Below are 23756 nucleotides of genomic sequence, written 5' to 3'. Positions count from 1 at the left end.
GCTTGTATATTAGTTTGTCGGAATTGTTTGCCCGCGTGCCCAAAGAATTTTTTTGCCAAAGCCAATAGTGCTGTCTGTCATTTTGATTGTATCAAGTTGTATCGTGTAAACCTCTCCGGGTATGGCATGGGCCAAGGGAAATTTCCTGTAATAATGGTTGGCAGAATCTTTTACCTGAAGCGCATCCCCGTGCTGCAGTTTGCCAGTAAACTGGATTCCCCTTGTTGTCATTTTAACCAGTTTGTCCGGCAGGATGGTACCGGCAACCAATGGGTTGATCTCAAGAATTTTTCCATGTTCAGTATCCCGGGATGATTTGAAGTAAAGCAAACCATCTGCTGCATTGAAAGCGTAATAACAGTTAAAACAGTATGGGGTACTGTTTTCGCTAATACAACATACAGTGGCACAGGTTTGGGCTTCCAGGAATGCTGTAATAATTTCTTTCATATGTTGTATTCCGGTTGCACCATCGTTTTGTGGTCAAAATATTTTTCACTGATAATGTCCAGGACTTCCATCGCCTGCGATGTGTCGAAATCCTCGTGAGATCGTTTGCGGATATTAAAATCCGCCAGGTTCAGGTGCAGGTCAGGTGTAAGACCATGATTTGCCAGGCAGGCTTTGGCACAGGCAAGCGGGCAGCCGTCAATGGCAATAATATTTCTGCCCGACCTGGCCGTGTTTACCAGTTTTTTCACATTGCCTCCAACTCCCGCAATACAGGACATTTCTGCCAGTTGATGCCTGTCGAGTTTCAATGCCAGCCAGTTGGCCATATGCGCGGCACTTGAACAGCCGCTGCAGGAATAAACTATGGGTGTTGGATCAGATAATGGATGCATGCTGTGAGATTTAATCAGGAATGCAGGTACAGCGGGCAAAATTAATAATAAAGGATAATATTATCCATAAATATTTTGTCTTGGTATTTATAGTGATATTTACATCAAAGGGGGAGAACATGTTTTCAAAAGCAACCGAATACGCGCTTCGGGCCACCATTTACATAGCTCAGAAAAGTACGCCGGAAAAAAAGCTGGGGATCGCAGAGATTGCGAAAGCAATTGATTCTCCGCAGTCATTTACTGCTAAAATATTGCAGCAACTGACCCGTGACAATGCACTGGTGAGTTCGGTTCGGGGGCCCAATGGTGGATTTTATATGACGGACGATGCCAAAAAAATGCCGGTGAGGCTGATTCTTGACCTGATGGGAGAGGATCATCGTTTTGAAACCTGTGTACTTGGCTTGAAAAAATGCTCAGAAGTGAAACCCTGCCCCATGCATGCGGAATACAAACCAATCAAGCAGCAATTGATACATCTGTTTACTTCGCGGACCATTGAAAGTCTTGCCGGTGAACTTACCAGTGAAAGCGCATATATCAGCTTAGGGAAAAGGTAAGGTTTCGTTTTTTTTCTCCATGCGGTAATATACCAGTGCCAGTGCTGTGGTGGCTACCAGGATCAAAATCAAATTCAGCAGGGATCCTTCGAATCCGAAGCTGCCTCCTGTGAGTAAATTATTGTCGCCCAGGTTTTGTACCAGTACAGATGGCAGTTCCATGCCGCTCACTTCGTACCCCAATACCGGACCCTGGATAAAATTCCATGCAACGTGAAGTGCGATTCCAAACCATAGGTTTCGGGTGAAAATATAGTTGATGCCCAGCAGCAGTCCCGCCAGGAAAACATTGATAAGGGCCAGCCAACTGGTGTTGGGATTGGCGCCATGCAGGACGGCGAATATTGCAGCGGAGACCGGGAGGGCTATTGCGGGTTTCATGCTGTGGAGCAGGTTTCCAAGGAAATATCCGCGGAAAACAAGTTCTTCATAGAAGCCCACCAGCAGCATCATGAATAAAGAAAGAAAAAAATCAGCCATACTGAATTGGTAGTCCAGCCAGGTAAGCTGTCCCAGGGCAACCAGCAGGATTGTGCCTATGCCCAAAAGAGATACGGCAACCAGTAATCCGGCAATACCGTGTGTTTCGTATCCCTTCCATTTCCAGCCCAGGCTTTCGAATGATTGTCCGTCCAGGAAACGCCGGAACAGCCAGACCAGCACAAAACCCGCAGCAGTAAAGAGGGACACCATTTGAAAGGTATTGCCAGCCAGTCTGCCAACCCCTGACATTACAAATATGAAGGAGATGAAAAACAGGACAACGCGGAGCCAGGAGTATTTTGGAGCGGACAATACAATATTGGGCTTTGGCATCAAAACATTAATTTGGTCCAAAAATAAATAATCAGTGAGGTAATGAGCAGTTTATACCAATATACCGTTGCGTCGAGGTTTTTGAGATATGTTACGATTGATACGCAAAGCGATCCTCGCAGTAACAGTTTTCCCAGTACGGAAAAGCAGAAGGATCTCGGGCGTTTGCTGGTGGAAGAGTTGCAGGCGGCAGGCATCAGTGATGCTGAGCTTGATGACCACGGTTATGTATATGCGACGATACCATCGAATACGGAAAAAGATGTTCCTGTCATCTGTTTCTGCTCGCACATGGACACGGCACCGGATTGCAGCGGAACAGGGGTAAAACCGATTGTGCATCCCCGTTATGATGGTAAGGATATCGTATTGCCCGATGATCCTGCGCAGGTAATAAGGCTGGAAGACCATCCCTACCTGAAAGAAAAGATCGGCGATGATATCATTACCGCATCCGGAACAACCTTGCTGGGGGCCGACGACAAGGCTGGGGTGGCTATCATCATGGATCTGGCCAATTATCTTGTCATGCATCCGGAGATAATTCATGGCACCATCCGCATCCTGTTCACACCGGATGAGGAAGTGGGGCGGGGGGTGGAAAAGCTGGACATGAAAAAACTGGGGGCAGATGTGGCCTATACCCTGGATGCGGGTGAAGCGGGCAGTCTGGAAGATGAAAATTTTTCTGCCGACGGCATGATCATTCATTTCCATGGTATCATGGCCCATCCTGGTTCTGCCAAAGGCAAAATGGTGAATGCGCTGAAGGTGGCGGGAGAATTTCTTTCCCTTCTTCCGAAGGAGAAACTGGCGCCCGAAGTTACCGAAGGACGGGAGGGGTTTGTGCACCCGGTTCACATTAGTGGTAACGCGGAAAAAGCCACTGTGGAATTCATTGTGCGCGATTTTGATACGGCCAGGCTAGGCGAGCATGAATTCCTGCTGCAACACCTGGCTGATGAAGTGGTATTGCGTTATCCGGGCGCGCGTTCCGAATACCAGGTGCGGGAGCAGTACCGTAATATGAAAGAAGTGTTGCAGCATCATCCGCAGATTGTTGCCTATGCCGAAGAGGCCATTCGTCGTACAGTGGGTACTGTGAGGAAACTCCCCATCAGGGGTGGTACCGATGGGGCCAGGCTTTCATTTATGGGACTCCCCTGTCCGAACCTGTTCACCGGCGAAATGGCCCTGCACAGCAAGCACGAATTCGTGAGCATACAGGATATGCAGCGAAGTGTGGACACCCTTGTTTTACTCGTACAGCTCTGGGAGCAGGGCAGCTAAGCAATACTTGATTATATTGTGACCTAAAATCAACTATATGGCGGATCTGATTTTCTCCAATTTGTGGATCATTATAGTGTTGGCGGTGATATTTGCCGGACTGAAAACCATTAACCAGGGAACGGTAGGCGTGGTAACCATGTTCGGAAAGTACAGGCGGGTGTTACATCCCGGATTGAATATCATCATCCCGTTCATTGAACAGATATCCAGGAAAGTGTCTATCCAGAACCGTTCTATTGAACTGGAATTCCAGGCTGTAACCGCGGACCAGGCAAATGTTTATTTCAAGAACATGTTGCTGTATGCGGTTCAGAACGAAAATGAGGAGACCATTAAAAAAGTGGCCTTTAAGTTTATCAGTGAGCGCGACCTGATGCAGGCCCTGAGCCGCACCATTGAGGGAACCATCCGTTCTTTTGTAGCCACCAAGCGCCAGGCAGAGATACTGGCTTTGCGCAAGGAGATTGTTGATTATGTTAAAGATCAGATTGACCAGTTGCTGGAAGAATGGGGATATCACCTGCTTGACCTGCAGATCAATGATATCACTTTTGACCAGGTGATCATGGATTCGATGAGCAGGGTAGTGGCGTCACATAACCTGAAGGCGGCGGCGGAGAACGAGGGACAGGCATTGCTGATCACCAAAACCAAAAGTGCGGAGGCGGAAGGTAATGCCATCAAAATTGCGGCTGAGGCTGAGCGTGAGGCTGCCAGGCTACGCGGACAGGGTGTGGCATTGTTCCGGGAAGAAGTGGCCAAGGGTATGAGTGAAGCGGCGGACAGAATGCGCCAGGCCAATCTCGATACCAATGTCATTCTGTTTAGTATGTGGACGGAAGCGGTGAAGAACTTTGCGGAATACGGCAAAGGCAATGTGATCTTCCTGGATGGCAGCGCCGATGGGATGGAGAAGACCATGAAACAGATCCAGGCCCTCATGGTGAAGCAGGCAGGTGCATGATGCCGTTAGCAGATAATCTTTAGAAAACCTTAGCAAATAATAGCCTTACTTTCACGTTTGACAAATCCGATAAACCAGCATAAATGAATTTGTTCCTATTACAGATCGCAGATACAGCCAGTAAAGCAGTCGATGCTGTCAGCGCCGCTACGACCGGGGAAGCACCCAAAGATTTAAGCCTTATCAATTTACTGTTCCAGGGCGGGGTATTGATGATCCCCTTATTCCTGTTGCTGGTGCTGGCGGTTTATTTCTTTTTTGAGCGTTGGATTGCCATCAACAAGGCCAGCAAGATTGACGAAAACTTTATGAGCATCATTAAGGACCATATTCTGAGTGGCAATGTGGCCGCTGCCCGTTCCCTGGCAAAGAATACAGGTCATCCGGTAGCCCGCATCATCGACAAAGGGCTGCAGAGAATCGGCAAACCAATTGATGCCATTGAAAAAAGTATGGAAAATGTAGGCCGCCTGGAAACCTATAAACTGGAGCGTAACCTGGGGGTACTTTCCCTGATTGCCGGTATCGCCCCCATGTTCGGTTTCCTGGGAACAATTGTCGGAATGGTGCAGTTGTTTTATGGCATCTCTTCCACCGGTGAGTACACTTTAAGCACAATCGCCAGCGGGATCTACGTAAAAATGATTACTTCAGCAACCGGTCTGATTATTGGTTTGCTGGCGTATGTGGGACATAGTTTTTTGAATGCACAGGTTGATAAGACGGTTAATAAGATGGAAGTGGCAAGTTCTGATTTTCTGGATACCCTCCAGGAACCCACAAGGTAAGACGCACCCATTGACCCATTGACCCATTGACTCATTGACTCATTGACATGAATCTAAAACGACGTTTACGCGGCCATGCCGAAGTCCATACAGGAGCGCTGAATGATATCCTTTTCATTCTGCTGCTCTTCTTTCTGATTGTATCCACCCTTGCCAATCCGAATGTGATCAAGCTGTCGCAGCCCAAGGCAAAGAGTGATACCAAATCCAAGCAAACTGTGGTGGTATCCATTGACGCCAACAACCAGTTTTTTGTGGGTACTTCCAAAGTGAGTCTGGATGAGCTGAAAGCAAAATTGCAGCCTATCCTGGCCAAAGAAACCGATCAGCCGGCAGTGGTGATCAATGCTGACAAGGGAGTGCCCATTGAGAATGTGGTGGCAGTGATGCGGGTGGCACGGGAACTGGGCGCCAAATCAGTGCTGGCGGTAGATAAAAACGGAGCGCAGTAAAAATCACGCTGACTTTTTTCTTGCTTTCACCATTCTTTCCAAACCCTGCATATCGCGGCGGACTTCAATGGTTGTGAGTCCGGCTTTTTCAAAACAATCACAGACATTCCTGGCCATGTCTTTATGGATTTCTACATAGATCCTGGCACCTGGCTGACCATGATGAACGCAAAAATCTGCGATGGCCTGGTAGAATACAAGGGCATTGTCGTCGGGCACAAACAGCGCGATACCCGGTTCATAGTCTGCCACATGTTTGCTCATCTCCTTTGCACCGCTTGCCGGAATATAAGGCGGATTGCTGATGATGATATCCGGTGCAGGCAGCAGGCGCCAGTGGTTGGGATTCAGGAAATCAAGTTGGTGCCATTGCACCAGGGCATTCAGGGTCGCTGCGTTTTTCTGTGCAACTGTCAGTGCATCCGGACTGATATCACAGCTATGGATGGTGGCTTTGGGTAATTTTTTTGCCAGGCTGATGGGGATGCAGCCACTACCACTACCGATGTCCAGGAGCGTAATCCCCGCCTGATTTTTTTCCTCCTGAACCACCCATTCGACCAGTTCTTCTGTTTCCGGCCGGGGAATCAGGACCCTTTCATCCACAAAAAACGGCATATTCTGGAACCAGGCTTCGTTCAGGACGTACTGAATGGGACGGTGATTCAGCAGTTGCTGCAGGTATTCTTCGAGTTGCAGTTGCTGCTGGGAAGAAAGGTTTTCAGCCTTCAGGTGGCGCTGTGTCATGCTGTTTTGTCCGGTCAGTTTTTCGAGGACCATTTCCGCTATAATTGAGGCTTCTGTTGGCCCGTAAATCGGAAGTAACTCTTTGGTTATTTGTGAATGAATGGTCTGTGGCAAGGAAGGGAGTGTTTGGTACTGCAATTTAATGGCTGCAGAAGGTTTAGCAAGATAATACGGGGAAGAATCAGAATTTTCTGTGGGGAATCATCGGGTTACTGGTGAAAAATTTGGTTGTAATCCCTTTAAATCATAAATTTGTTAGTGAATACTAACTAACTAATTCTCGATAATGCAAAAATTAGAGATCCGTGACCGTCAACTGGAGATCATAACCGCAGCGGGGGAGATACTGGATGAGTTTGGGGTGACCGGACTCACTACCAAAAGACTGGCGGAAAGGATGGGGTTTGCCGAAGCGGCACTTTACCGCCATTTCAGGAATAAGGAAGACATTATTGTGACCCTGCTGAACTATCTGGCGGCCAATATGGAGCAGCGTTTGCAGTCAGCGATAACCGGCATTGAAGCGGCAGACGAACAACTGGTGGAAATTTTTAATAACCAGTTTGACTTCTTCCAGCAGCATCCGCAATTCCTGGTGGCGATTTTTTCCGACGGACTGCTGGAAGCCAGCAAAAACATCAACGGCGCCATCCAGCAAATCATGATGGTGAAAAGGAAATGGCTGCTGCAAATCATTGCAGAAGGCCAGCGACAGAAAGTATTCCGGAATGATATTCCGGCAGAAGACCTGGCCCATGTGATCATGGGTAGTTTCCGGTTACAGATGTTGCAGTGGAGAATGGGCGGACATACATTCGACCTGCGGCTGAAAGGCAAAAAACTAATGAAATCGATTCTTCAACTGATTCTTGCCCACCATAAATAATAAGATATGCAACAACTCTTTATTTCCCTTGTAGTGCTGCTGTCCCTGTCCGCCTGCACAGACCAAAGCAGTTCCGCTGATGCCGGCCATGCCATCGATCATGCCGCCAACCATTCGGATCATTCCACCCATTCCGTGCCGGACTCCGGACTTTCGGCCACCCTGCAAACAGACCATGGTAATAAATGGAAAGCTGATGAAGCCACCATCCGGGGGATCAGGCAAATGACCGCAACCGTGGCCGCCGGTATGACCGGTACCCTGCAGGGTCAACCACTGTCCGATTCATTGTCCGCCAATTTTGCGGAGATCTTTTCAAGATGCACCATGAAAGGCCCTGCACATGACCAGCTGCATCTTTATCTCCAACCCCTCAAAACACAGCTCGATGCCCTGAAGGCAGGTGCAGGGGAGTCCAGGCTGCTGGAGGAAATGCAGCAACACCTGGCAGATTTTGACCATTATTTTGAATAGCTTTTTTTGATCCATTTAGTTAGTGAGTACTTACTTAAATGCTTGTAATGAAACAGATTCCCCTCCTTTTCCTGCTGCTGGGCTTGTTCCGTCCCGCTGGCTACGCCCAGCCCCTGACCCTCGAACAGGCCATCGACTCCGCCCTTCGCAACGCCTACAGCGTTCAACTGGCCGGCTATGGACTGCAACAGGCCGGTGAAAAAATGCAGGAAGCCCGCGCCGGGTTAAAACCCCGGCTATTCGCGGCTACTGATTACCGTTATTATACCAACCTGCCCTACCAGTTATTGCCGGCAGGTGTTTTTGGCGGCCCTGCTGATACCTACAAGGAAGCCCGCTTCGGCGTGCCACATACTATCAATGCCAATATCCAGGCCAGTTATCAGCTATACAATCCCGTTGCAAAATCCGCTGTACTAACAGCCCGGGCAGCACGCGACCTGTCCGCTGCCCAACTGACCAGGTCCCGCGAAGACATCGTTCTGGAAGTCTCCAATCTGTATTACAACGCCCAGATCCTCCACAGCCAGATCAGCTTCCTCGACAGCAACCTGGCCAATTCACGCCAACTGCTTTCCCTCATGAGCCTGCTCCATGAACAGCGGCTGGCCAGGGGCTCTGATGTGGATAAGGTCCGGCTTCAACTCTCCCAACAGGAGTGGCAACGCGAATCGGCTTTGGTACAGTACCGCCAGGCACTACACCTGCTGCAGTTCCTGATGGGAACCAGTCCGGCAGACAGTATCCAACTGCTTAGTGTAACCGAAGAACAGCAGGACATAGTTCCCGACTTGAAACCCATGGCCGAAATGCAGATTACATCAAGCCAGCTTCACCTGCTGGAACGAGAAAGGTCCGCCATCGAAAAATCATGGTTGCCCTCGATTCAATTAAACGGACTTTATGGCACTTCCGGCTTCGGTAAAACCGGTGCCAATGATTTTCTGAATTTCTATCCGCTGGGTTATGTCGGACTGCAATTGTCCGTTCCCATTTATAGCGGCAATGCCGTCAAATCCAGGATTAGAAGCAAATCCCTGGAGGCCGAAAAAGCCCGCCTGCAACTCCGTATGCTGGAGGAAAAAAATGAAGTGGATCGCATCAACAACCAATACCAGCTTCAACTGGCGGCACGCAACCTGCCGGTGATCCGACAACAAATAGAATTAGCGCAATCCATCTATGATAAAACCCTGCTGCAACAGAAGGAAGGTCTTGCCACCCTCACCGATATCCTTCTGGCAGACACGGACCTGCGTGATGCACAGAAAAATTATATCAACGCCCTGGTCGCCCTTCGCAAGGCCGAACTGGAATACAAAAAATTAACCGGTAACCTCCTAAAGCCCCAGTCATGAAAAAGCTGCTTTATATACTTCCTGTTATTGCCCTGCTGGCCATCGTGGTGATCCGGCTCAAAAGCAATAAAAAAACAACGGAAGAAAAAGTTTACACTTATAACAAGGAACAGGCGATCCTGGTGCAGGCCGATACCCTCCGATTGCTGCCATTGCAGGGGGAAACCATTTTCAGCGGCAATTTTGAGCCCGACCGGGAAACCCGCATCAGCTCCGAAACACCCGGCAAGATCCTGGCCCTTTTTGTGGATGCAGGCTCGGTGGTCAACCGCGGACAGACTCTTGTTAAACTTGACGACGCCCTCCTGAAATTGCAGCTGCAGTCGGTGGATGTGCAGATAGAAGGATTGGAAACAGATGTGAAACGCTTTACCGTACTGACCAACGCCGACGCCATCCAGGGTGTTCAACTGGAGAAGGCAGTGCTGGCCCTGAAAGCCGCCCGTATCCAGCGCAGCAACCTCCTGGAACAGATCGCCAAAACGACCATACATGCGCCTTTCAGTGGCATCATCACACAGAAACTGACAGAGCTGGGCGCTTTCGCGGCGCCGGGAATACCCCTGCTGCAACTTACCGACATCAGGCAGCTACGCTTCACCGTACAGGTGCCGGAACAGGACCTCAGTCGCTTTCCTGTTAACCGCAGCTACACTATTCACGCCGATGCCTACCCGAATATGCCCCTGGCAGGAAAAATTTCGCTGATTGGCAGCAAGGGCAACCAGGGCAACAGCTTCCCGGTGCAATTCCTGGTTACTAACAGTGCCGGACAATCGATTAAGGCAGGCATGTTCGGAAAAGTGTCGCTGGCGGAATCCGGACAGGAAAAGGCTCTGCTCATTCCGTCTTCCGCTATCGCGGGTTCAGGCCTGCAACCGCAGGTCTGGCTGATCCGTAACGGCAAAGCCTCCCTTACCAGCATCACAGTCTCCCGCCGCATAGAAAACAGGGCCGTGGTGGCATCCGGACTGAAGGAGGGTGATCTGCTCGTAACAGGTGGTTTCATCAACCTCTTCGAAGGGGCCAATGTTCGTACACAATAAAATATTGATCCATGAACCTTACAGATATATCCATACGGCGGCCTTCCCTGATCATCGTATTGTTCAGCGTGCTGACCCTGCTGGGCATCATCGGTTATAAAAACCTCAGTTATGAACTGATGCCGGACTTCAACCAGCCGGTAGTGGTGATCCGTACCATGTATCCCGGGGCCGACCCCCAGGAAGTGGAGACCTCCGTTTCGCGGAAAATTGAAGACGCCCTGTCCAACCTGGAAGGGGTAGACTACCTGGTCACCAAATCCATGCCCAATGCTTCCGTTATCATTGCCAACCTGAAATACGGAACCGATCTCGATAATGCCATGCAGGATGCGCAACGATACATCGACAACGTGCGCAAGGACCTGCCGGAAGATATCCTCAGCCCGGTGATGACCAAAGTATCGCCCAATGACCTGCCCATTATGTCGATCAGTGTTACCAGCAACCAGCCGGCCACGGTTTTCTACCAGCGTATGAAAGACGACTACCTGCCACAGATCCAGCAACTGAAAGGGGTAGCCGAAATCGCCCTTCTGGGCGGGGAAGAAAGGGAAGTCCAGGTGAAAGTGAACCAGGATAAACTGAAGTCCTACCGCCTTTCCCTGGGCCAGGTAAGTGAAGCCATCAACCGTGCGGGACTGGATATTCCGGCCGGAAGAATGGAATCCGGTTCTGAGAATAATTCCGTTCGGCTTGCAGGAAAATTTTCCAATGCTGTGGATATAGGCAACGTGCAGGTGTCCATGCCTGTTAGTGGTAGTCCGGTGTATGTAAAAGATATCGCCACCGTTATTGATGGCATCCGCGACGCCGGATCAGTAAGTCGCTACAACGGTAAAAACGGCATTGGCCTGCTCCTGAAAAAACAGGGCGATGCCAATGCAGTAGAGGTGTCCCGCGCAGTGAGGGCCAAAATAAAAGAAATTGAAAAACTGGAACTGGCTAACGGTCTGAAATTTGTGATAGCAGATGACAGCACAGATAATACCATTGCGGCTGTAAACTCCGTCGTATTCGACCTTGCCCTGGCCGTGGTGCTCGTGGCCCTCGTGATGCTGCTGTTTTTAAGGAGCTTCCGTAATTCCCTCATTGTGCTGGTGGCCATTCCAACTTCCCTGGTGACCGCTTTTGCCATGATGTGGATACTGGGTTATACCCTTAACCTGATGACCCTGCTGGCCATGTCGCTGATTATCGGCATCCTGGTGGATGATGCCACGGTGGTGTTGGAAAACATCCAGCGGCACCTCGATATGAAAAAGCATCCGCGAACTGCAGCTATGGATGGTCGTATGGAGATAGGTTTCTCCGCACTTTCCATCACCCTGGTGGATGTGGTGGTTTTCCTGCCCATCCTTTTCCTGCAGCTATTCGTGGCCGATATGCTCAAACAATTTTCTGTGGTGGTGATCACTTCCACCCTTACCAGTCTGTTGGTGGGTTTCACCCTTACGCCCTGGCTTGCATCGCGCATCGGTCGTGCTGAAAACCTGCAACCCACCAACTGGTTCAACCGCTTCCTGCTCTGGTTTGAACACCAGTTGAACCGGTTCATTGAATGGTATGGCAGGCAACTGGACTGGGTATTACGACACAAACTTGCCTTTACCGGCATCGTGCTGCTACTCTTTGTTTTCACGGTGGGCATTATGCGCCAGGGCATCATCGGCAAGGAACTGATCTCTACCGGGGACCAGGGCAAGTTCAGGCTTGGTCTTGAATTCGATAAATCCACCCCGGTGGTGCAGAATAACCAAATATCCCAACAGGTGGAAAACTTTCTCCTGCAACAGCCTGAAGTAGCCTCCATTTTCAGCAATGTGGGCGGTCCAGGTACCGGAATCGGCAGTCTGGGTGTGGGTGAAGCCAATAAGACCGAGCTCACCATACAACTGAAACTAGCGGCCGAACGCAATCACCAGCCCACCGAGTCCTTCATGAAACAGATACGTGAAACATTGAAACAGGAGTATCCCGGCATCAATTATTCCATGGCAGCATTAGGACTGGTTCCCCGTTCTGCCCCCATCGAACTGACCCTTAGCGGCAGCAGTCCGGACCTGGTGATGAAATCCGGCCGGGACCTGGTGGCCGTTATTGAAAAACTGCCCGGAGCCGACAATGTGCAGCTTTCGGTGGAAACGGGAAGTCCGGAATACCGCATTGTGCCCGACAGGGACAGGCTGCAGCGACTGGGGCTCAGTACAGCCTATGCGGGCATCAATATTCGCACGGCCATCACGGGTAACGATGATGCCACGCTAACGGAGAATGGCATTGAATATCCGGTGCGCATCCGGCTGGATGATTTCAACCGGAAAAATTACGAAGACCTAAGCCGGCTCACCATCGTGAATCCTGCCGGCATTCCATTGGAGCTGTCGCAGTTTGCGGATATTGTACAGGATAATACGCCCTCCATGCTGGAAAGGAAAGACCGGCAGCCGGCGGTGACCATCACTGCCGATGCCCTGGGAAGACCCAGTGGCACCCTGGCTGATGAAGTAGTGGCCTATATCAAAAAACACCCGCTGCCCGACGGCATCCAGATGGCCTGGGGCAGCGATATTAAAAGACAGAACGACAGTTTCGGGGCCCTGGGCTCGGTGTTGCTGATCTCCTTCCTGCTGATCTATCTCATCATGGTGGCCCTGTATGACAGCTATGTGTACCCGCTGGTGGTATTGTTTTCCATCCCCGTGGCGGCCATCGGCGCCTTCCTGGCATTGAACCTGTCGATGAATAACCTCAGCCTTTTCGCTTTGCTGGGACTCATTATGCTGATGGGACTGGTGGTAAAGAACGCCATCCTGATTGTGGACTTCACCAATCAACTGAAGGTGGAGGGAAAACATTTCCGCGAGGCCCTGATCATAGCGGGCAAGGAAAGGATGCGGCCCATCCTCATGACCACTCTGGCCATGGTTATCGGCATGCTGCCCATTGCCCTGGCAAAAGGAACGGCCAGTGAATGGAAGAACGGGCTGGCCTGGGTGATAATCGGGGGACTCCTGTCTTCGCTGATACTAACGGTGTACCTGGTTCCCATGGTCTATTACCTGGTGGACAGGTTCAGGGAAAAAATGGCGAAACGCCGTCAAAATGGTGAAAACGAGGAAATTAGCCTGGCTGCAGAGCAGCATGGGTAAGGGGTTGCTGGTTTTACAGGTTATCTGGTAAAATAATCCGACCTTTACCTATCAACAACATCATTATTGCCTATGGCCAGATCGCAGGATTCTTTCAGTAAGAAGGAAAAGGAAAAGAAAAGAGCGCAGCAGCGCCAGGAAAAGCAGGAAAAGAAAGACGAGCGCAAGGCCAATGCCAAAAAAGGCAAGTCTCTGGAAGATATGATGGCGTATATCGATGAATATGGTAATATTTCATCTACCCCGCCGGATCCCAACAAAAGAATAGAAATCAAGCAGGAGGATATCCAAATAGGGGTTCCCAAGCAGGCGGAACTTACCGAAGAGGAACTCATCCGCAATGGGGTGGTATCATTTTTTAACGAAACCAAAGGCTTCGGATTTATCCGTGATCTCCAAAGCCAGGAGAGCATATTCGTACACATCAACCAGATGTCGGAACGCATCGTGGAAGGAGATAAAGTGACTTTCGAAGTAGTAGCCGGACCAAAGGGTTACAGCGCGGTAAACGTAAAGAAGGTCAAATAATAAGTCGTCAGTGGCAAATGCTTTATAGGGTTTCAGGTATGCCTGAAACCTTTTTTTGTTAACTTACCGGCATGTACAAGGTATTGGCATTCCAGATTGCTGACAGCATTGATGTCAAAAATTTCAAAGCCGCATTCACGGGTGAAATCTATCATTCGGACGCTGATGAATTGTTCTACAGGATCGAGGCGGATAAATTCATTTATATTTTCAGATACGGAGTTGTTTCTTTTTTGAACCACAATGAAGTGGAAAGCTCTGCTTTCCTGCAGTTGATCACTCCATTTTGCAGGACCCTGCTGACGCCGAGGCTGAGTGATGAATTTGTGGTTGAAACGGATTCAGCGAAGTTCGATTTCGGGTTTAATAAAATCGGCATACCGGAATCGGATCCGGATATGCTCCGGCTGATTATGCTGCATGTATCGCAGTCGGTGGCCCTGGATCATTTTGAAGCCCAGACCAGCAAATTGCTGACGGAGACCTACCACCATACCCAGGTACTGGAAATTAAAGGTACGCTTGATCTTCGCGGAGTTAACCTCAAACGCTATATCGGCAGGACCCTGAATCTTAAGAACAGGATTGCGGAAAACCTGTACATCTTTGATTCCCCCGAAGAAACCTGGGAAAATGAAAACCTGAATAAGCTTGATCTCGGGCTTAAGAAAACATTTGACCTGCAGGCAAGATTCCGGAATATTGAAGAAAGATTGTCAATAGTCAGGGAAAACCTCGATTTGTTCAAGGATCTCCTGCAATACCGCAACAGTACAACCCTCGAGTGGATTATCATTATCCTGATCACTGTCGAAGTAGTGAACCTTTTCCTGGAAAAATTTATGGGAATATAGGCCTTGAAATACACATGATGAAAGTCATGCACATGAATGACCAATGGCCTGTTTGATGGTTTTTTCTATTTGTAGATTCATGGGGCTAAAATTCCCTGTCATGACAAAGAAATTCATTGCCTTCACCTTATCCATACTCCTGTTTACAACAACGGGTTTGATTGCCCAGGGAGTTGATTCATTTAAGGTTTATTCAAAATTTGACTTTATTCCGGGTGAAAAATTGATCTTCTTTGAAGACTTCAGCGTTGAAGCCATTGGCGATTTCCCGGCCCGCTGGAATACCAATGGCAGCGGGGAGATTATAACTACCAATAAAGCACCCGGCAGATGGCTGCAGATAAAAACGGATGGATATTATATTCCTGAAACAAGGGGTGGTTTCCCGGAGAATTTTACCGTTGAATTTGACTGGATACCTGCCGGAAAAGACGAGGATGCGGAATCCTCTGATATGGAATTGGGATTTTACCTGGTTTCTGGCACTATGTCCGATCCGAATGAAGGAGGTGCTGTTCCCGGTGTGGCAGGGAATAAAATAAATTTCACCAAAAACACCACCTACTTTGCTTCCTATGCTGACGGGGAATATAAGGTGGAAGGAAATGCAGATTTTGAACTGAATAAGAACAGGCCGTACAGGATATCTGTTTGGGTGCAAAAACAAAGGCTGAGGATTTACATCAATGAAACCAAATTAATAGATGCACCGCGAGCCATGCCGGCCGGGTTTACCTACAATATCCTGAGATTTGAGGTAGGCAGTGCATCCGCACCCATGATTGCCAACCTCAGGTTGGCTGCAGGCTTGCCTGATCTTCGGAATAAATTACTGACAGAAGGCAAACTGGTTTCTTACGGTATTTATTTTGATGTGGCTTCAGATAAACTGAAACCACTGTCTTATGGCACCCTGAAGGAAATTGCCCAGGTATTATCGGAGAACCCGGGGCTAAAAATCAGGATTGTCGGACATACCGATAGCGATGGTGATGATGCATTCAACCTCGATTTGTCAAAACGCAGGGCTTTGTCGGTCAGGAATGAACTGTCGAAAAGTTTTGGGATTGATGTTTCCAGGATTGAAACTGATGGCAAGGGAGAAACCCAGCCGTTTGGCCCCAATGACAACCCTTCCAATAAGGCAATTAACCGCAGGGTTGAATTTATCAGGTTATAGAAAAGGGATTATCTTAAGGGAGAATTTGCCATATGATGAAGTCCCCCCTCGACATGTTTTACCACTGGGAAGCAACCATCCCGGATAAAATTTATTTAAGGCAGCCAATCAACGGCCAGTGGAAAACCTGGACATGGAAACAGGCGGGGCAGGAAGCCCGCAGGATGGCCACTGTAATAAAGGCTATGAACCTGCCTGCCGAATCTAAGATTGCACTTGTTTCAAAAAATTGTGCACACTGGATGATCTGTGACCTCGCCATCATGATGTCGGGCCATGTGTCGGTTCCGTTGTATCCCAATACAACGGATGATACCATGTTGCAGGTCCTCGAACATAGTGAGGCAAGGCTGCTGTTTGTCGGAAAACTGGATGACTGGCCATCCATGGAACCGGGCGTTCCCGCAGGTATGAAGTGCATTTCTTTTCCCTTTTGCGGGCATCCTGAATATGATCAATGGTATGACCTTATTGAGGACGTGGAGCCGATGGGTGAAAATTCCAGCCGGCCAATTGATGAGCTTTGTACCATTGTGTATACCTCGGGAACCACCGGCAAACCCAAAGGGGTGATGCATACCTTTGCAGGATTCGCTTTTGCGACACCGAATGCCGGGAAATTTGCAGGCCTGGGTAATGAGGAACGTTTTTTTTCTTATCTCCCCCTGGCTCATGTGGCAGAACGGATGGTGGTGGAGATGGGCAGCCTTTATTATGGCGCCACCATTTTCTTCGCAGAGTCATTGGAGACCTTTACCAAAAATGTAAGGGAGGCAAAGCCAACGGTCTTTTTTGGTGTACCCAGAATCTGGAAAAAATTCCAGTCCGGAATTTTGGAAAAACTGCCACAGCATAAACTGGATTTCCTGCTTCGCATCCCTGTGCTATCCTCTTTGATAAAAAAGAAAATCAGGCAGGGCCTGGGGCTGGAATCCGCCAGAATTATACTGACCGGGGCTTCTCCCATGCCGGTGGAATTATTCCGCTGGTATGTGCGCATCGGGATTCCTATTTCGGAAGCATACGGCATGACAGAGAATCTTGCCTATTCTCATTTAACATCGCCTGGCAGCAGGAAGTTCGGCACACTTGGTTCCGGTTTGCCCGGGAGCGAATGGAGGCTGGGGGAAAACAATGAAGTACAGGTTAAAAACCCCGCCATAATGCCGGGGTATTACAAAGAACCTGAATTGACTTCCGAAATGTTTACTCCGGATGGATTTTTGAAAACAGGGGATGAGGGGCTTGTTGATGAAGACGGCGACCTGAGGATCATCGGCCGCACCAAGGATCTTTTCAAAACGAGTAAGGGTAAATATGTGGCACCCTCACCGATTGAAATGAAAATTGGCGCCTGCAGTCATATTGAATACTGTTGTGTGGTGGGGGCGGGACTGCACCAGCCGATTGCATTGGTGACACTTTCTGCTACCGGCCGGCAACTGGATAAAAAAATGCTGGGGACAGATCTTGAAATAATGTTGGCAGAACTGAACCCGGCACTCGATGCGCATGAACGCATAGGTAAGATAATTGCCATGCAGGAGGACTGGAGCATTGACAACGGGCTCTTGACGCCAACCCTGAAAATCAAACGCTTCGAGATTGAAAAAAGATACAGCGCCCGCTTTGAGGCCTGGCTCCAAAATACGGATCTATTCCAGATAGAAATTCCTTAACTGGTAAACCGCGGAAATGGCTTTTAACAGGTCCTCTTTTTCAAGATAGATGCTTAAAAGATTGCTTCGGTTAGCCGGCTTGTTTTCAACAGTAACAACCGAAACAGGAAATGCCTGCTGTGTCATAACAATAATCGTTAAATTGTAATATGAAAAAACTCATCACCATTCTCCTGATCCCCATGCTGTTGCTGGCCCATGCCGGTTTTGCGCAGGTGTCGGATAAGGAGATGAAGAAGCAGCAGGCAAAAGTGGAGCGGGCGCAGAAAAAAGCCAAAAAAGCGGCAAAACAATTAAAGCGGCAGGAGAAGAAATTAAAAAAGGCCGAACGGAGAATTAAAAAAGAAAGGAGCATGAGGGAACGCGCCACCAGAAGGGAACAGAGAGCGCTGCAGGGAAAGTCGAAGCCCGGCAATCAGCCACCTACAAACTAAGCAGTCCGGCTTTGTATAAGCCGTTCACCGGTTTGTTGTCCCAGAATAATTCAAAATCCGGCAGCCCCGCCGCTTCATAATCAGCTTTAATTTCCTGGCGGGTCCAGGTCTTATTATTGCCCAGGCCTAGCTTGGGAAGCAGGGCTGCCATCCATTTACCTTCCTCCACGTCCAGCCTGATAGTACTTTTCCCCCGTTTGTTCTGGAAAGTTAGTTCAGCATTCTCCCATTGCTGTCCTTTTTTGGAACGACTTACGATTTCAAGTACGGGCGGATGTCCCAGGAAAATGATTTTTGCCGTGGGTTTAACCTGGCTGAAATCTTCCTCTTCCAGGGCCTTCACAATATAATCCGGCGGCACGGATGTCCTGGGTGTTTTGAAATCAAACCATTTGTGCAAGGGGTAATCCAGGCAGGCGCCGTGCATAAAATTGAGCAGGGATTTTTTCAGGCCGAATGCAAAGCTGGAATGGTCAGCTCCCGTAGGATCAAGGTGCTCGACATCGTTATCGGCAAAGCTGATATCAGCCGCCCTCATTGCTTCCACTTTGTATTTTTCGGGGTCGATTCCAACCGGACTGTGCGCAGTCATGGTAAACTGGTGCCAGAAAGCGCTTTGCAATATGCCTGCCTGGAACATCTGGCGCACCATCTCGAGTGAGTCGATTGTTTCCTGCGCCGTTTGGGTGGGGAAACCATACATCAGGTAAGCGTGCACCATGATTCCCGCTTCGGTAAAATGCTTATTCACCCGGGCCACCTGTGCCACCGTAATGCCTTTTTGAATCATTGTCAGCAAGCGGTCTGAAGCCACTTCCAGTCCGCCTGATACGCCAATACAGCCCGCTGCTTTCAACAGCAGGCATAGGTCCCTGGTGAAACTTTTTTCAAAGCGGATATTGGTCCACCAGCTAACCACCAGTTTGCGCCGGATGATCTCCAGTGCCAGCGCCCGCATCAGGGCAGGGGGGGCGGCTTCATCCACAAAATGGAATCCATTGGTGCCCGTTTGTGCCATCATTTCCTCCATCCTGTCGCATAACAATGTTGCGGTAACGGGCTCGTATAGCCGAATGTAATCGAGAGAGATATCACAGAAAGTGCATTTGCCCCAGTAGCAGCCATGTGCCATGGTCAGTTTGTTCCAGCGGCCATCGCTCCAGAGGCTGTGCATGGGATTCATGATCTCAATGGCGTGGATATAACTGTTGAGCCAGAAGTCGCTGTAGTCGGGTGTGCCGACCTGTGCCTGTTTGTAATCGGAACAGCCTGCGTTATTGATATAGGTTACAGTGCCATCACGCAGGATAAATGTTCTTTTCAATGCCTCGGTTGGCAGGTCCTGTTCAATATGCCTGACGAGTTGTTCCATGGGGGCTTCACCGTCATCGAGGGTAATGAAATCAAGGAACTCGAAAACCCTGGGGTCAGAGAGTGACCTCAGCTCTGTATTCGGGAATCCACCGCCCATGGCGATCTTTACCGTGGGGTGATGTTTTTTAAGCCACTGTCCGCAACGCAGCGCGGTATACAGGTTGCCGGGGAAGGGAACCGAAAAAGCAACCATCCGGGGTTGTACTGTTTCTACTCTCTCCCTGAAAATATCCAGCATTAACTGGTCCGTAAAACTATATTCCTGGTGCAGTGCTTTATACAACCCATCAAAACTATTGGCAGAACGGGCCAGTTTTTCTGCGTACCTGCTGAAGCCAAAATGTTCGTCCACACATTCCCTGATCAGATCGGAGAGGTCCTCCAGGTACATGGTGGCAAGGTGTTTGGCCTTGTCCTGGGTACCCATGCTGCCGAAGGCCCAGGTAAGGTCATCCAATTGTTCAAAGCGGCTGGCTTCGGGAAGAAAATCGCGCTTGCAGATCAGGTGTGCAAGAGTTGGATTTTTTCCCTGTAAAAAGCGGATCACTTCGTCGATGGAGCGGATATAGTCCTCTTTAAGCGCAATCATGCGCCGGGCATTTTCTGAAAATGTGCTGTTGTCTGTTTCTATGGAGGCGAACATCCTGCTGATGCCTTCTTCCGAAAATAAAGCCAGGGTCACTTCAATGCCAAGGTCAGACTGGAATGCGCTGATTCCCTTCGTATTCAGGAACCCTTTCAGATAGGCAGTTGCCGGGTAGGGCGTATTCAATTGCGTGAAAGGGGGAGTAACCAGGTAAACAGAAACGCTCAAATCAGGTAATTTATCCCGCAAAAATAGGTCAGAACTGCCGTTATCTGAAATAACGCCCGATCAGGGGATGGTCCACAATAGTGGTTTTCATGGCGGAAGCATCAATCGCCCCCTGCCTGGCATATACTATTTTCCCGCCGGGTTCAACCAGTATGGTATAAGGCAGGGCTCCCTGCCAGTTGGGATCAATGGCCTCAATCAATGCATATTTGTCATCAGTATCGAACAGGTAATTGGCCACGGAGGCTTGCTGTTTTTTCAGGAACGACAGCACTTTTTCCCTGTTGGCAGGATCGTCTGCACTGATACTGATGAATTCGAAATCGCGTCCGCGGTACATCCGGTTGATGGTAATGAAATCGGGAAATTCCCTGGTACAGGGACCGCACCAGGTGGCCCATACATTGATCAGTCTTAATTTTCCCGAATTGTTTTTCAGCAGGTCTTTTATGCCGGCAGTGGAAATTGTGCTGAGTTCAACCGGTTCTTTTGCCCATTCAACTTTTGCTTTTTCCAGCCAGTCGGTTTTTTCAGCCCATTTGACGGAACATCCAAAGACCTTGGTGGTGGATACTGCAACGGGCAGGTTATTCAGTAATGCTTCGATCGCATTTCGGGTATCCTGCACCGTTGGGGTTTTGGATGGCTTTTCCATGTTGTCGATCCTGCCCTGGAACCTTAGTTTTCTTTCCGAATCAAATACAAACACGTGTGGGGTGGCAACCGGACCGTAAGACCTGGATACCTGCTGGTTATCACCGTCATACAGGTAAGGGAAATTGTATTTTTTCCGGTCGGCCCTGATCTTCATTTCTTCAAAGCTGTCGTTCAGATCGGTATAGTCGAGTTCATTCAGGCGGATTGCCCTGGGGTCATTGGGGGAGATGGCCACCACCGCCACGCCACGGTCACTGTAATCGCTGGTCAGCCTGATCAGCCTGTCTTCATATGCTTGTGCAGTAGGACAATGGTTACAGGTAAAAACCACCACCAGTATTTTTGCATTTTTAAAAGCTGCGAGTGTCCATGTTTTGCCGTCAGTGCCCGGCAGTTTGAAGTCAGGGGCCGGGGCTCCGATTGCAAGCGTTTCAGGGTCATTGGCCGCAATAAAACGGGCAAATGTTGATGAGCCTCCAAAAAGAAGCAGCAGGAGAAGCCATGGAAATGCTTTCATCCGAGATGATTTTAGCAGAAGTTATCAAATAATTAATAACCTGTCAAAGAAGATTTTAATATTCCATAACTTCAAAGCCTTGTGAAAGTATATTGTCAAAGATTAATTAATTAATACATGAACCGTCGCGAGGTTATCAGCCATATGATCTGGATGGGAGCGGGTATCGCTTTTTTACCTTCCTGTGTGTACAAGCAGGACCAGGTGTCTATCCAGTTGAAAAAAATACAGATCAATCCGAAGCAGGAAAAATTCCTTACGGCATTGGCCGCCGCCATCATACCGGCAACCGATACACCCGGTGCAACGGAATTGGGCGCCCACCTGTTTGCGCTGAAAATGGTAGATGACTGTATGACAAAGGAAAGCCAGGACGCATTTATGGCCGGACTGAAATCATTGCAGGCAGAGGAACCTGATCCTGCCAAACTAATGACCGCGGCGGAAGCGGCTGATAACAAGGAGCAACTTGCTTTTCTGAAAGATTACCGCCGCCTGGTGGTACAGGGGTATACCATGTCTGAATATGTAATGACCAACCTGTTGCCATACCAGCTTGTTCCCGGGAAATATTATGGATGTGTACCTGTAAAATCTCTACCTGCTAAATCTTAATTATGGGCTATCTGAATACTAAAGGTGTGGCTGAAAGAACCTACGATGCTATTGTCATTGGATCAGGCATCAGTGGTGGCTGGGCTGCCAAGGAGTTTACCGAAAAAGGATTAAAAACCCTTATGCTTGAACGCGGGCCGGATGTGAGGCACCTCAAAGACTATCCGACGACCAATATGATGCCCTGGGAATTTGAGCACCGGGGACAACTTACCCGGGAAATCATCGAAGCCAACCCGGTCATAAGCAAGTGTTATGCTTTCCGCGAAGATGCCATGCACTTTTTTGTGAAGGATAAAGATCATCCTTATGCGCAGGACAAACCGTTTGACTGGATCCGCGGATACCAGGTAGGTGGGAAATCATTGCTTTGGGCCAGGCAAACCCAGCGCTGGAGTGAATTTGATTTTGAAGGTCCGGCCCGCGATGGTTTTGCGGTGGACTGGCCGATACGTTATAAAGACCTGGCACCCTGGTATAGTTATGTGGAAAAGTTTGCCGGTATTTCAGGCAATAAAGACGGGCTGGATACTTTACCCGATGGTGAATTCCTGCCCGCGATGGAAATGAACTGCGTGGAAAAATATTTCTCCGGTAAAGTGGCTGAAACGTATAAAGACAGGCATGTGATCATTGGCCGTGCAGCCCATCTCACTGTTCCGCAGCCCATTCACCTCGAACAGGGCCGTGCGCAATGCCAGAACCGCAACCTCTGCCAGAGAGGATGCCCCTTCGGTGGTTATTTCAGCAGCAATTCATCCACCATTCCATGGGCACTGAAGACCGGCAAGCTGACGCTGCAACCCAATTCGGTGGTGCATTCCATCATATTTGATGACAGGCAGCAGAAGGCAACCGGGGTGCGTGTAGTGGATGCCGTTAGTAAGGCGGTGACTGAATATTTTGCACCGGTGATCTTTGTCAACGCTGCAGCCCTTAATACCAACCTCATCTTGTTGAACTCCACATCCGGCCGCTTTCCGAACGGACTGGGAAATGACAGCGGGCTCCTGGGTAAATACGTGGCTTTTCATAATTATCGGGCACGTGTAAGCGCCGAATACGAAGGTCTTGCCGACTCTACACAGTCAGGCGGCAGAAGGCCCAACAGCGGCTACATTCCCCGGTTCAGGAATGTGTACAAACAGGAGACGGATTTTCTGCGCGGGTATGCCGCGGGGTTTGGCGGCTACCGTTCAACTATGCCGGCTAAAGGCTGGGGGGAAGACCTTAAAAAAGGCCTGCTGAATCCGACACCCGGCAACTGGCAGGTAGGTTCACATATGATGGGTGAAACCATTCCCAAGGAAACAAACACCGTAAGCCTTGATCCCTCGAAGAAGGATGCCTGGGATATGCCCCTGATGCATATCAATATTGCCTATGATGACAATGATGAAAAAATGGTAGCTGACTACCTGGAGCAGACAAGTGAAATGTTCCGGATGGCAGGGTTTACCAATATTACTACCAATGATTCAAAACAGGCGCCGGGACTTGATATTCACGAAATGGGCGGCGTGCGCATGGGGCATGATCCAAAGACATCCCTGCTCAATAAATGGAACCAGTTGCACCATTGTAAAAATGTTTTTGTAACAGATGGTGCCTGCATGACTTCCACTTCCACACAGAATCCTTCCCTGACCTACATGGCATTAACGGCCCGCGCGGTTGATTATGCGGTAACCAGCATGAAAAAAGGGAATCTGTAAAGATG

The 23756-nt window shown here is 49.2% G+C and carries 24 protein-coding genes; 17 read left to right on the top strand and 7 right to left on the bottom strand.

All coding sequences use genetic code 11. The features are described 5' to 3' along the window. Nucleotides 1-9: 9 nt before the first annotated feature. Entirely contained in the window at nucleotides 10-450 is a 441-nt protein-coding gene (locus tag BC349_RS16645) for a PNPOx family protein (protein ID WP_187257914.1), read from the bottom strand. Beyond that, nucleotides 447-845, bottom strand: a complete 399-nt coding sequence (locus BC349_RS16640) for a putative zinc-binding protein (RefSeq protein WP_187257913.1) — start codon at nucleotides 843-845, stop codon at nucleotides 447-449. Before BC349_RS16640 ends, BC349_RS16645 begins: the two co-directional genes overlap by 4 nt. An 80-nt stretch (nucleotides 846-925) precedes the next feature. Here BC349_RS16640 and BC349_RS16635 point away from each other — a divergent pair, with 80 nt between their 5' ends. Further along, nucleotides 926-1408: an RrF2 family transcriptional regulator gene (locus BC349_RS16635; protein WP_222840211.1), complete on the top strand. Its 483-nt coding sequence runs from the start codon at nucleotides 926-928 to the stop codon at nucleotides 1406-1408. Here BC349_RS16635 and BC349_RS16630 read toward each other — a convergent pair. After that, nucleotides 1394-2224: a CPBP family intramembrane glutamic endopeptidase gene (locus BC349_RS16630; RefSeq protein WP_187257912.1), complete on the bottom strand. Its 831-nt coding sequence runs from the start codon at nucleotides 2222-2224 to the stop codon at nucleotides 1394-1396. The two genes, BC349_RS16635 and BC349_RS16630, sit on opposite strands and share 15 nt — an antisense overlap. Before the next feature lie 42 nt (nucleotides 2225-2266). Here BC349_RS16630 and pepT point away from each other — a divergent pair, with 42 nt between their 5' ends. The 4 genes from pepT to BC349_RS16610 all read left to right on the top strand — a co-directional run bounded on the left by pepT (nucleotide 2267) and on the right by BC349_RS16610 (nucleotide 5721). Then, on the top strand, nucleotides 2267-3514 hold the full coding sequence (pepT, locus tag BC349_RS16625) for a peptidase T (RefSeq protein WP_187257911.1): 1248 nt from the start codon (nucleotides 2267-2269) through the stop codon (nucleotides 3512-3514). Between the two features lie 37 nt (nucleotides 3515-3551). Beyond that, entirely contained in the window at nucleotides 3552-4481 is a 930-nt protein-coding gene (locus BC349_RS16620) for an SPFH domain-containing protein (RefSeq protein WP_187257910.1), read from the top strand. A gap of 83 nt (nucleotides 4482-4564) precedes the next feature. Next, complete coding sequence (locus BC349_RS16615) at nucleotides 4565-5269, top strand: MotA/TolQ/ExbB proton channel family protein (RefSeq protein WP_187257909.1); 705 nt, start codon at nucleotides 4565-4567, stop codon at nucleotides 5267-5269. A 47-nt stretch (nucleotides 5270-5316) separates the two neighbouring features. After that, nucleotides 5317-5721 carry an ExbD/TolR family protein gene (locus BC349_RS16610; RefSeq protein ID WP_187257908.1) on the top strand — a complete coding sequence of 135 codons (405 nt, stop codon included), beginning with the start codon at nucleotides 5317-5319 and terminating at the stop codon, nucleotides 5719-5721. Nucleotides 5722-5724: 3 nt separating this feature from the next. Here BC349_RS16610 and prmC read toward each other — a convergent pair whose 3' ends face one another. Continuing rightward, entirely contained in the window at nucleotides 5725-6582 is an 858-nt protein-coding gene (gene prmC / locus BC349_RS16605) for a peptide chain release factor N(5)-glutamine methyltransferase (RefSeq protein WP_281384578.1), read from the bottom strand. Nucleotides 6583-6754: 172 nt separating this feature from the next. Between prmC and BC349_RS16600 the strand changes: the two genes are divergently transcribed. The 9 genes from BC349_RS16600 (at nucleotide 6755) to BC349_RS16560 (ending at nucleotide 17625) form a co-directional block, all read left to right on the top strand. Continuing rightward, on the top strand, nucleotides 6755-7354 hold the full coding sequence (locus tag BC349_RS16600) for a TetR/AcrR family transcriptional regulator (protein WP_187257906.1): 600 nt from the start codon (nucleotides 6755-6757) through the stop codon (nucleotides 7352-7354). A gap of 6 nt (nucleotides 7355-7360) precedes the next feature. Next, on the top strand, nucleotides 7361-7828 hold the full coding sequence (locus BC349_RS16595) for a hypothetical protein (protein WP_187257905.1): 468 nt from the start codon (nucleotides 7361-7363) through the stop codon (nucleotides 7826-7828). A 47-nt stretch (nucleotides 7829-7875) separates the two neighbouring features. Then, on the top strand, nucleotides 7876-9186 hold the full coding sequence (locus BC349_RS16590) for a TolC family protein (protein ID WP_187257904.1): 1311 nt from the start codon (nucleotides 7876-7878) through the stop codon (nucleotides 9184-9186). Further along, nucleotides 9183-10232 (top strand): efflux RND transporter periplasmic adaptor subunit, encoded by a 1050-nt coding sequence (locus tag BC349_RS16585; protein ID WP_187257903.1) that lies wholly within the window; start codon nucleotides 9183-9185, stop codon nucleotides 10230-10232. Before BC349_RS16590 ends, BC349_RS16585 begins: the two co-directional genes overlap by 4 nt. An 11-nt stretch (nucleotides 10233-10243) precedes the next feature. Continuing rightward, nucleotides 10244-13384 carry an efflux RND transporter permease subunit gene (locus BC349_RS16580; protein ID WP_187257902.1) on the top strand — a complete coding sequence of 1047 codons (3141 nt, stop codon included), beginning with the start codon at nucleotides 10244-10246 and terminating at the stop codon, nucleotides 13382-13384. A 72-nt stretch (nucleotides 13385-13456) separates the two neighbouring features. Beyond that, a complete protein-coding gene (locus BC349_RS16575) occupies nucleotides 13457-13912 on the top strand; it encodes a cold-shock protein (RefSeq protein ID WP_187257901.1) in 456 nt (151 codons plus the stop codon). A 71-nt stretch (nucleotides 13913-13983) separates the two neighbouring features. After that, complete coding sequence (locus tag BC349_RS16570; protein ID WP_187257900.1) at nucleotides 13984-14766, top strand: RMD1 family protein; 783 nt, start codon at nucleotides 13984-13986, stop codon at nucleotides 14764-14766. A 100-nt stretch (nucleotides 14767-14866) separates the two neighbouring features. Further along, nucleotides 14867-15946, top strand: coding sequence for an OmpA family protein (locus BC349_RS16565; protein ID WP_187257899.1), 1080 nt, complete (start codon nucleotides 14867-14869; stop codon nucleotides 15944-15946). Nucleotides 15947-15978: 32 nt separating this feature from the next. Next, the gene (locus BC349_RS16560; RefSeq protein WP_222840210.1) at nucleotides 15979-17625 is read left to right on the top strand and encodes an AMP-binding protein; all 1647 of its coding nucleotides are present in this window, start codon (nucleotides 15979-15981) and stop codon (nucleotides 17623-17625) included. Here the strand turns inward: BC349_RS16560 and BC349_RS16555 are convergent. Then, a complete protein-coding gene (locus BC349_RS16555; protein ID WP_187257898.1) occupies nucleotides 17602-17751 on the bottom strand; it encodes a hypothetical protein in 150 nt (49 codons plus the stop codon). The genes BC349_RS16560 and BC349_RS16555 overlap by 24 nt on opposite strands. A 23-nt stretch (nucleotides 17752-17774) precedes the next feature. Between BC349_RS16555 and BC349_RS16550 the strand changes: the two genes are divergently transcribed. Next, on the top strand, nucleotides 17775-18059 hold the full coding sequence (locus BC349_RS16550; protein WP_187257897.1) for a hypothetical protein: 285 nt from the start codon (nucleotides 17775-17777) through the stop codon (nucleotides 18057-18059). On the opposite strand, the gene BC349_RS16545 is transcribed toward BC349_RS16550, so the two are convergent. Beyond that, complete coding sequence (locus tag BC349_RS16545; protein WP_187257896.1) at nucleotides 18049-20247, bottom strand: B12-binding domain-containing radical SAM protein; 2199 nt, start codon at nucleotides 20245-20247, stop codon at nucleotides 18049-18051. The two genes, BC349_RS16550 and BC349_RS16545, sit on opposite strands and share 11 nt — an antisense overlap. Nucleotides 20248-20287: 40 nt before the next feature. Further along, nucleotides 20288-21421: a redoxin domain-containing protein gene (locus BC349_RS16540; RefSeq protein ID WP_187257895.1), complete on the bottom strand. Its 1134-nt coding sequence runs from the start codon at nucleotides 21419-21421 to the stop codon at nucleotides 20288-20290. 117 nt (nucleotides 21422-21538) lie between these two features. On the opposite strand from BC349_RS16540, the gene BC349_RS16535 reads away from it, so the two are divergent. Further along, entirely contained in the window at nucleotides 21539-22036 is a 498-nt protein-coding gene (locus tag BC349_RS16535) for a gluconate 2-dehydrogenase subunit 3 family protein (protein ID WP_187257894.1), read from the top strand. Between the two features lie 2 nt (nucleotides 22037-22038). Next, nucleotides 22039-23751, top strand: coding sequence for a GMC oxidoreductase (locus BC349_RS16530; protein ID WP_187257893.1), 1713 nt, complete (start codon nucleotides 22039-22041; stop codon nucleotides 23749-23751). The last annotated feature ends 5 nt before the right edge of the window (nucleotides 23752-23756 follow it).

It is taken from the genome of Flavihumibacter stibioxidans (assembly GCF_014332695.1).
GTDB lineage: Bacteria > Bacteroidota > Bacteroidia > Chitinophagales > Chitinophagaceae > Flavihumibacter > Flavihumibacter stibioxidans.
The sequence above is the reverse complement of the archived record's forward strand: the minus strand, read 5'-3'. Positions and strand labels throughout refer to the sequence as shown.

Coding starts and splice junctions, on each gene's coding strand:
- BC349_RS16645 (WP_187257914.1), bottom strand. CDS start 450: ATGAAAGAAATTATTACAGCATTCCTGGAAGCCCAAACCTGTGCCACT.
- BC349_RS16640 (WP_187257913.1), bottom strand. CDS start 845: ATGCATCCATTATCTGATCCAACACCCATAGTTTATTCCTGCAGCGGC.
- BC349_RS16630 (WP_187257912.1), bottom strand. CDS start 2,224: ATGCCAAAGCCCAATATTGTATTGTCCGCTCCAAAATACTCCTGGCTC.
- pepT (WP_187257911.1), top strand. CDS start 2,267: ATGAGCAGTTTATACCAATATACCGTTGCGTCGAGGTTTTTGAGATAT.
- BC349_RS16620 (WP_187257910.1), top strand. CDS start 3,552: ATGGCGGATCTGATTTTCTCCAATTTGTGGATCATTATAGTGTTGGCG.
- BC349_RS16615 (WP_187257909.1), top strand. CDS start 4,565: ATGAATTTGTTCCTATTACAGATCGCAGATACAGCCAGTAAAGCAGTC.
- BC349_RS16610 (WP_187257908.1), top strand. CDS start 5,317: ATGAATCTAAAACGACGTTTACGCGGCCATGCCGAAGTCCATACAGGA.
- BC349_RS16600 (WP_187257906.1), top strand. CDS start 6,755: ATGCAAAAATTAGAGATCCGTGACCGTCAACTGGAGATCATAACCGCA.
- BC349_RS16595 (WP_187257905.1), top strand. CDS start 7,361: ATGCAACAACTCTTTATTTCCCTTGTAGTGCTGCTGTCCCTGTCCGCC.
- BC349_RS16590 (WP_187257904.1), top strand. CDS start 7,876: ATGAAACAGATTCCCCTCCTTTTCCTGCTGCTGGGCTTGTTCCGTCCC.
- BC349_RS16585 (WP_187257903.1), top strand. CDS start 9,183: ATGAAAAAGCTGCTTTATATACTTCCTGTTATTGCCCTGCTGGCCATC.
- BC349_RS16580 (WP_187257902.1), top strand. CDS start 10,244: ATGAACCTTACAGATATATCCATACGGCGGCCTTCCCTGATCATCGTA.
- BC349_RS16575 (WP_187257901.1), top strand. CDS start 13,457: ATGGCCAGATCGCAGGATTCTTTCAGTAAGAAGGAAAAGGAAAAGAAA.
- BC349_RS16570 (WP_187257900.1), top strand. CDS start 13,984: ATGTACAAGGTATTGGCATTCCAGATTGCTGACAGCATTGATGTCAAA.
- BC349_RS16565 (WP_187257899.1), top strand. CDS start 14,867: ATGACAAAGAAATTCATTGCCTTCACCTTATCCATACTCCTGTTTACA.
- BC349_RS16560 (WP_222840210.1), top strand. CDS start 15,979: ATGATGAAGTCCCCCCTCGACATGTTTTACCACTGGGAAGCAACCATC.
- BC349_RS16555 (WP_187257898.1), bottom strand. CDS start 17,751: ATGACACAGCAGGCATTTCCTGTTTCGGTTGTTACTGTTGAAAACAAG.
- BC349_RS16550 (WP_187257897.1), top strand. CDS start 17,775: ATGAAAAAACTCATCACCATTCTCCTGATCCCCATGCTGTTGCTGGCC.
- BC349_RS16540 (WP_187257895.1), bottom strand. CDS start 21,421: ATGAAAGCATTTCCATGGCTTCTCCTGCTGCTTCTTTTTGGAGGCTCA.
- BC349_RS16535 (WP_187257894.1), top strand. CDS start 21,539: ATGAACCGTCGCGAGGTTATCAGCCATATGATCTGGATGGGAGCGGGT.
- BC349_RS16530 (WP_187257893.1), top strand. CDS start 22,039: ATGGGCTATCTGAATACTAAAGGTGTGGCTGAAAGAACCTACGATGCT.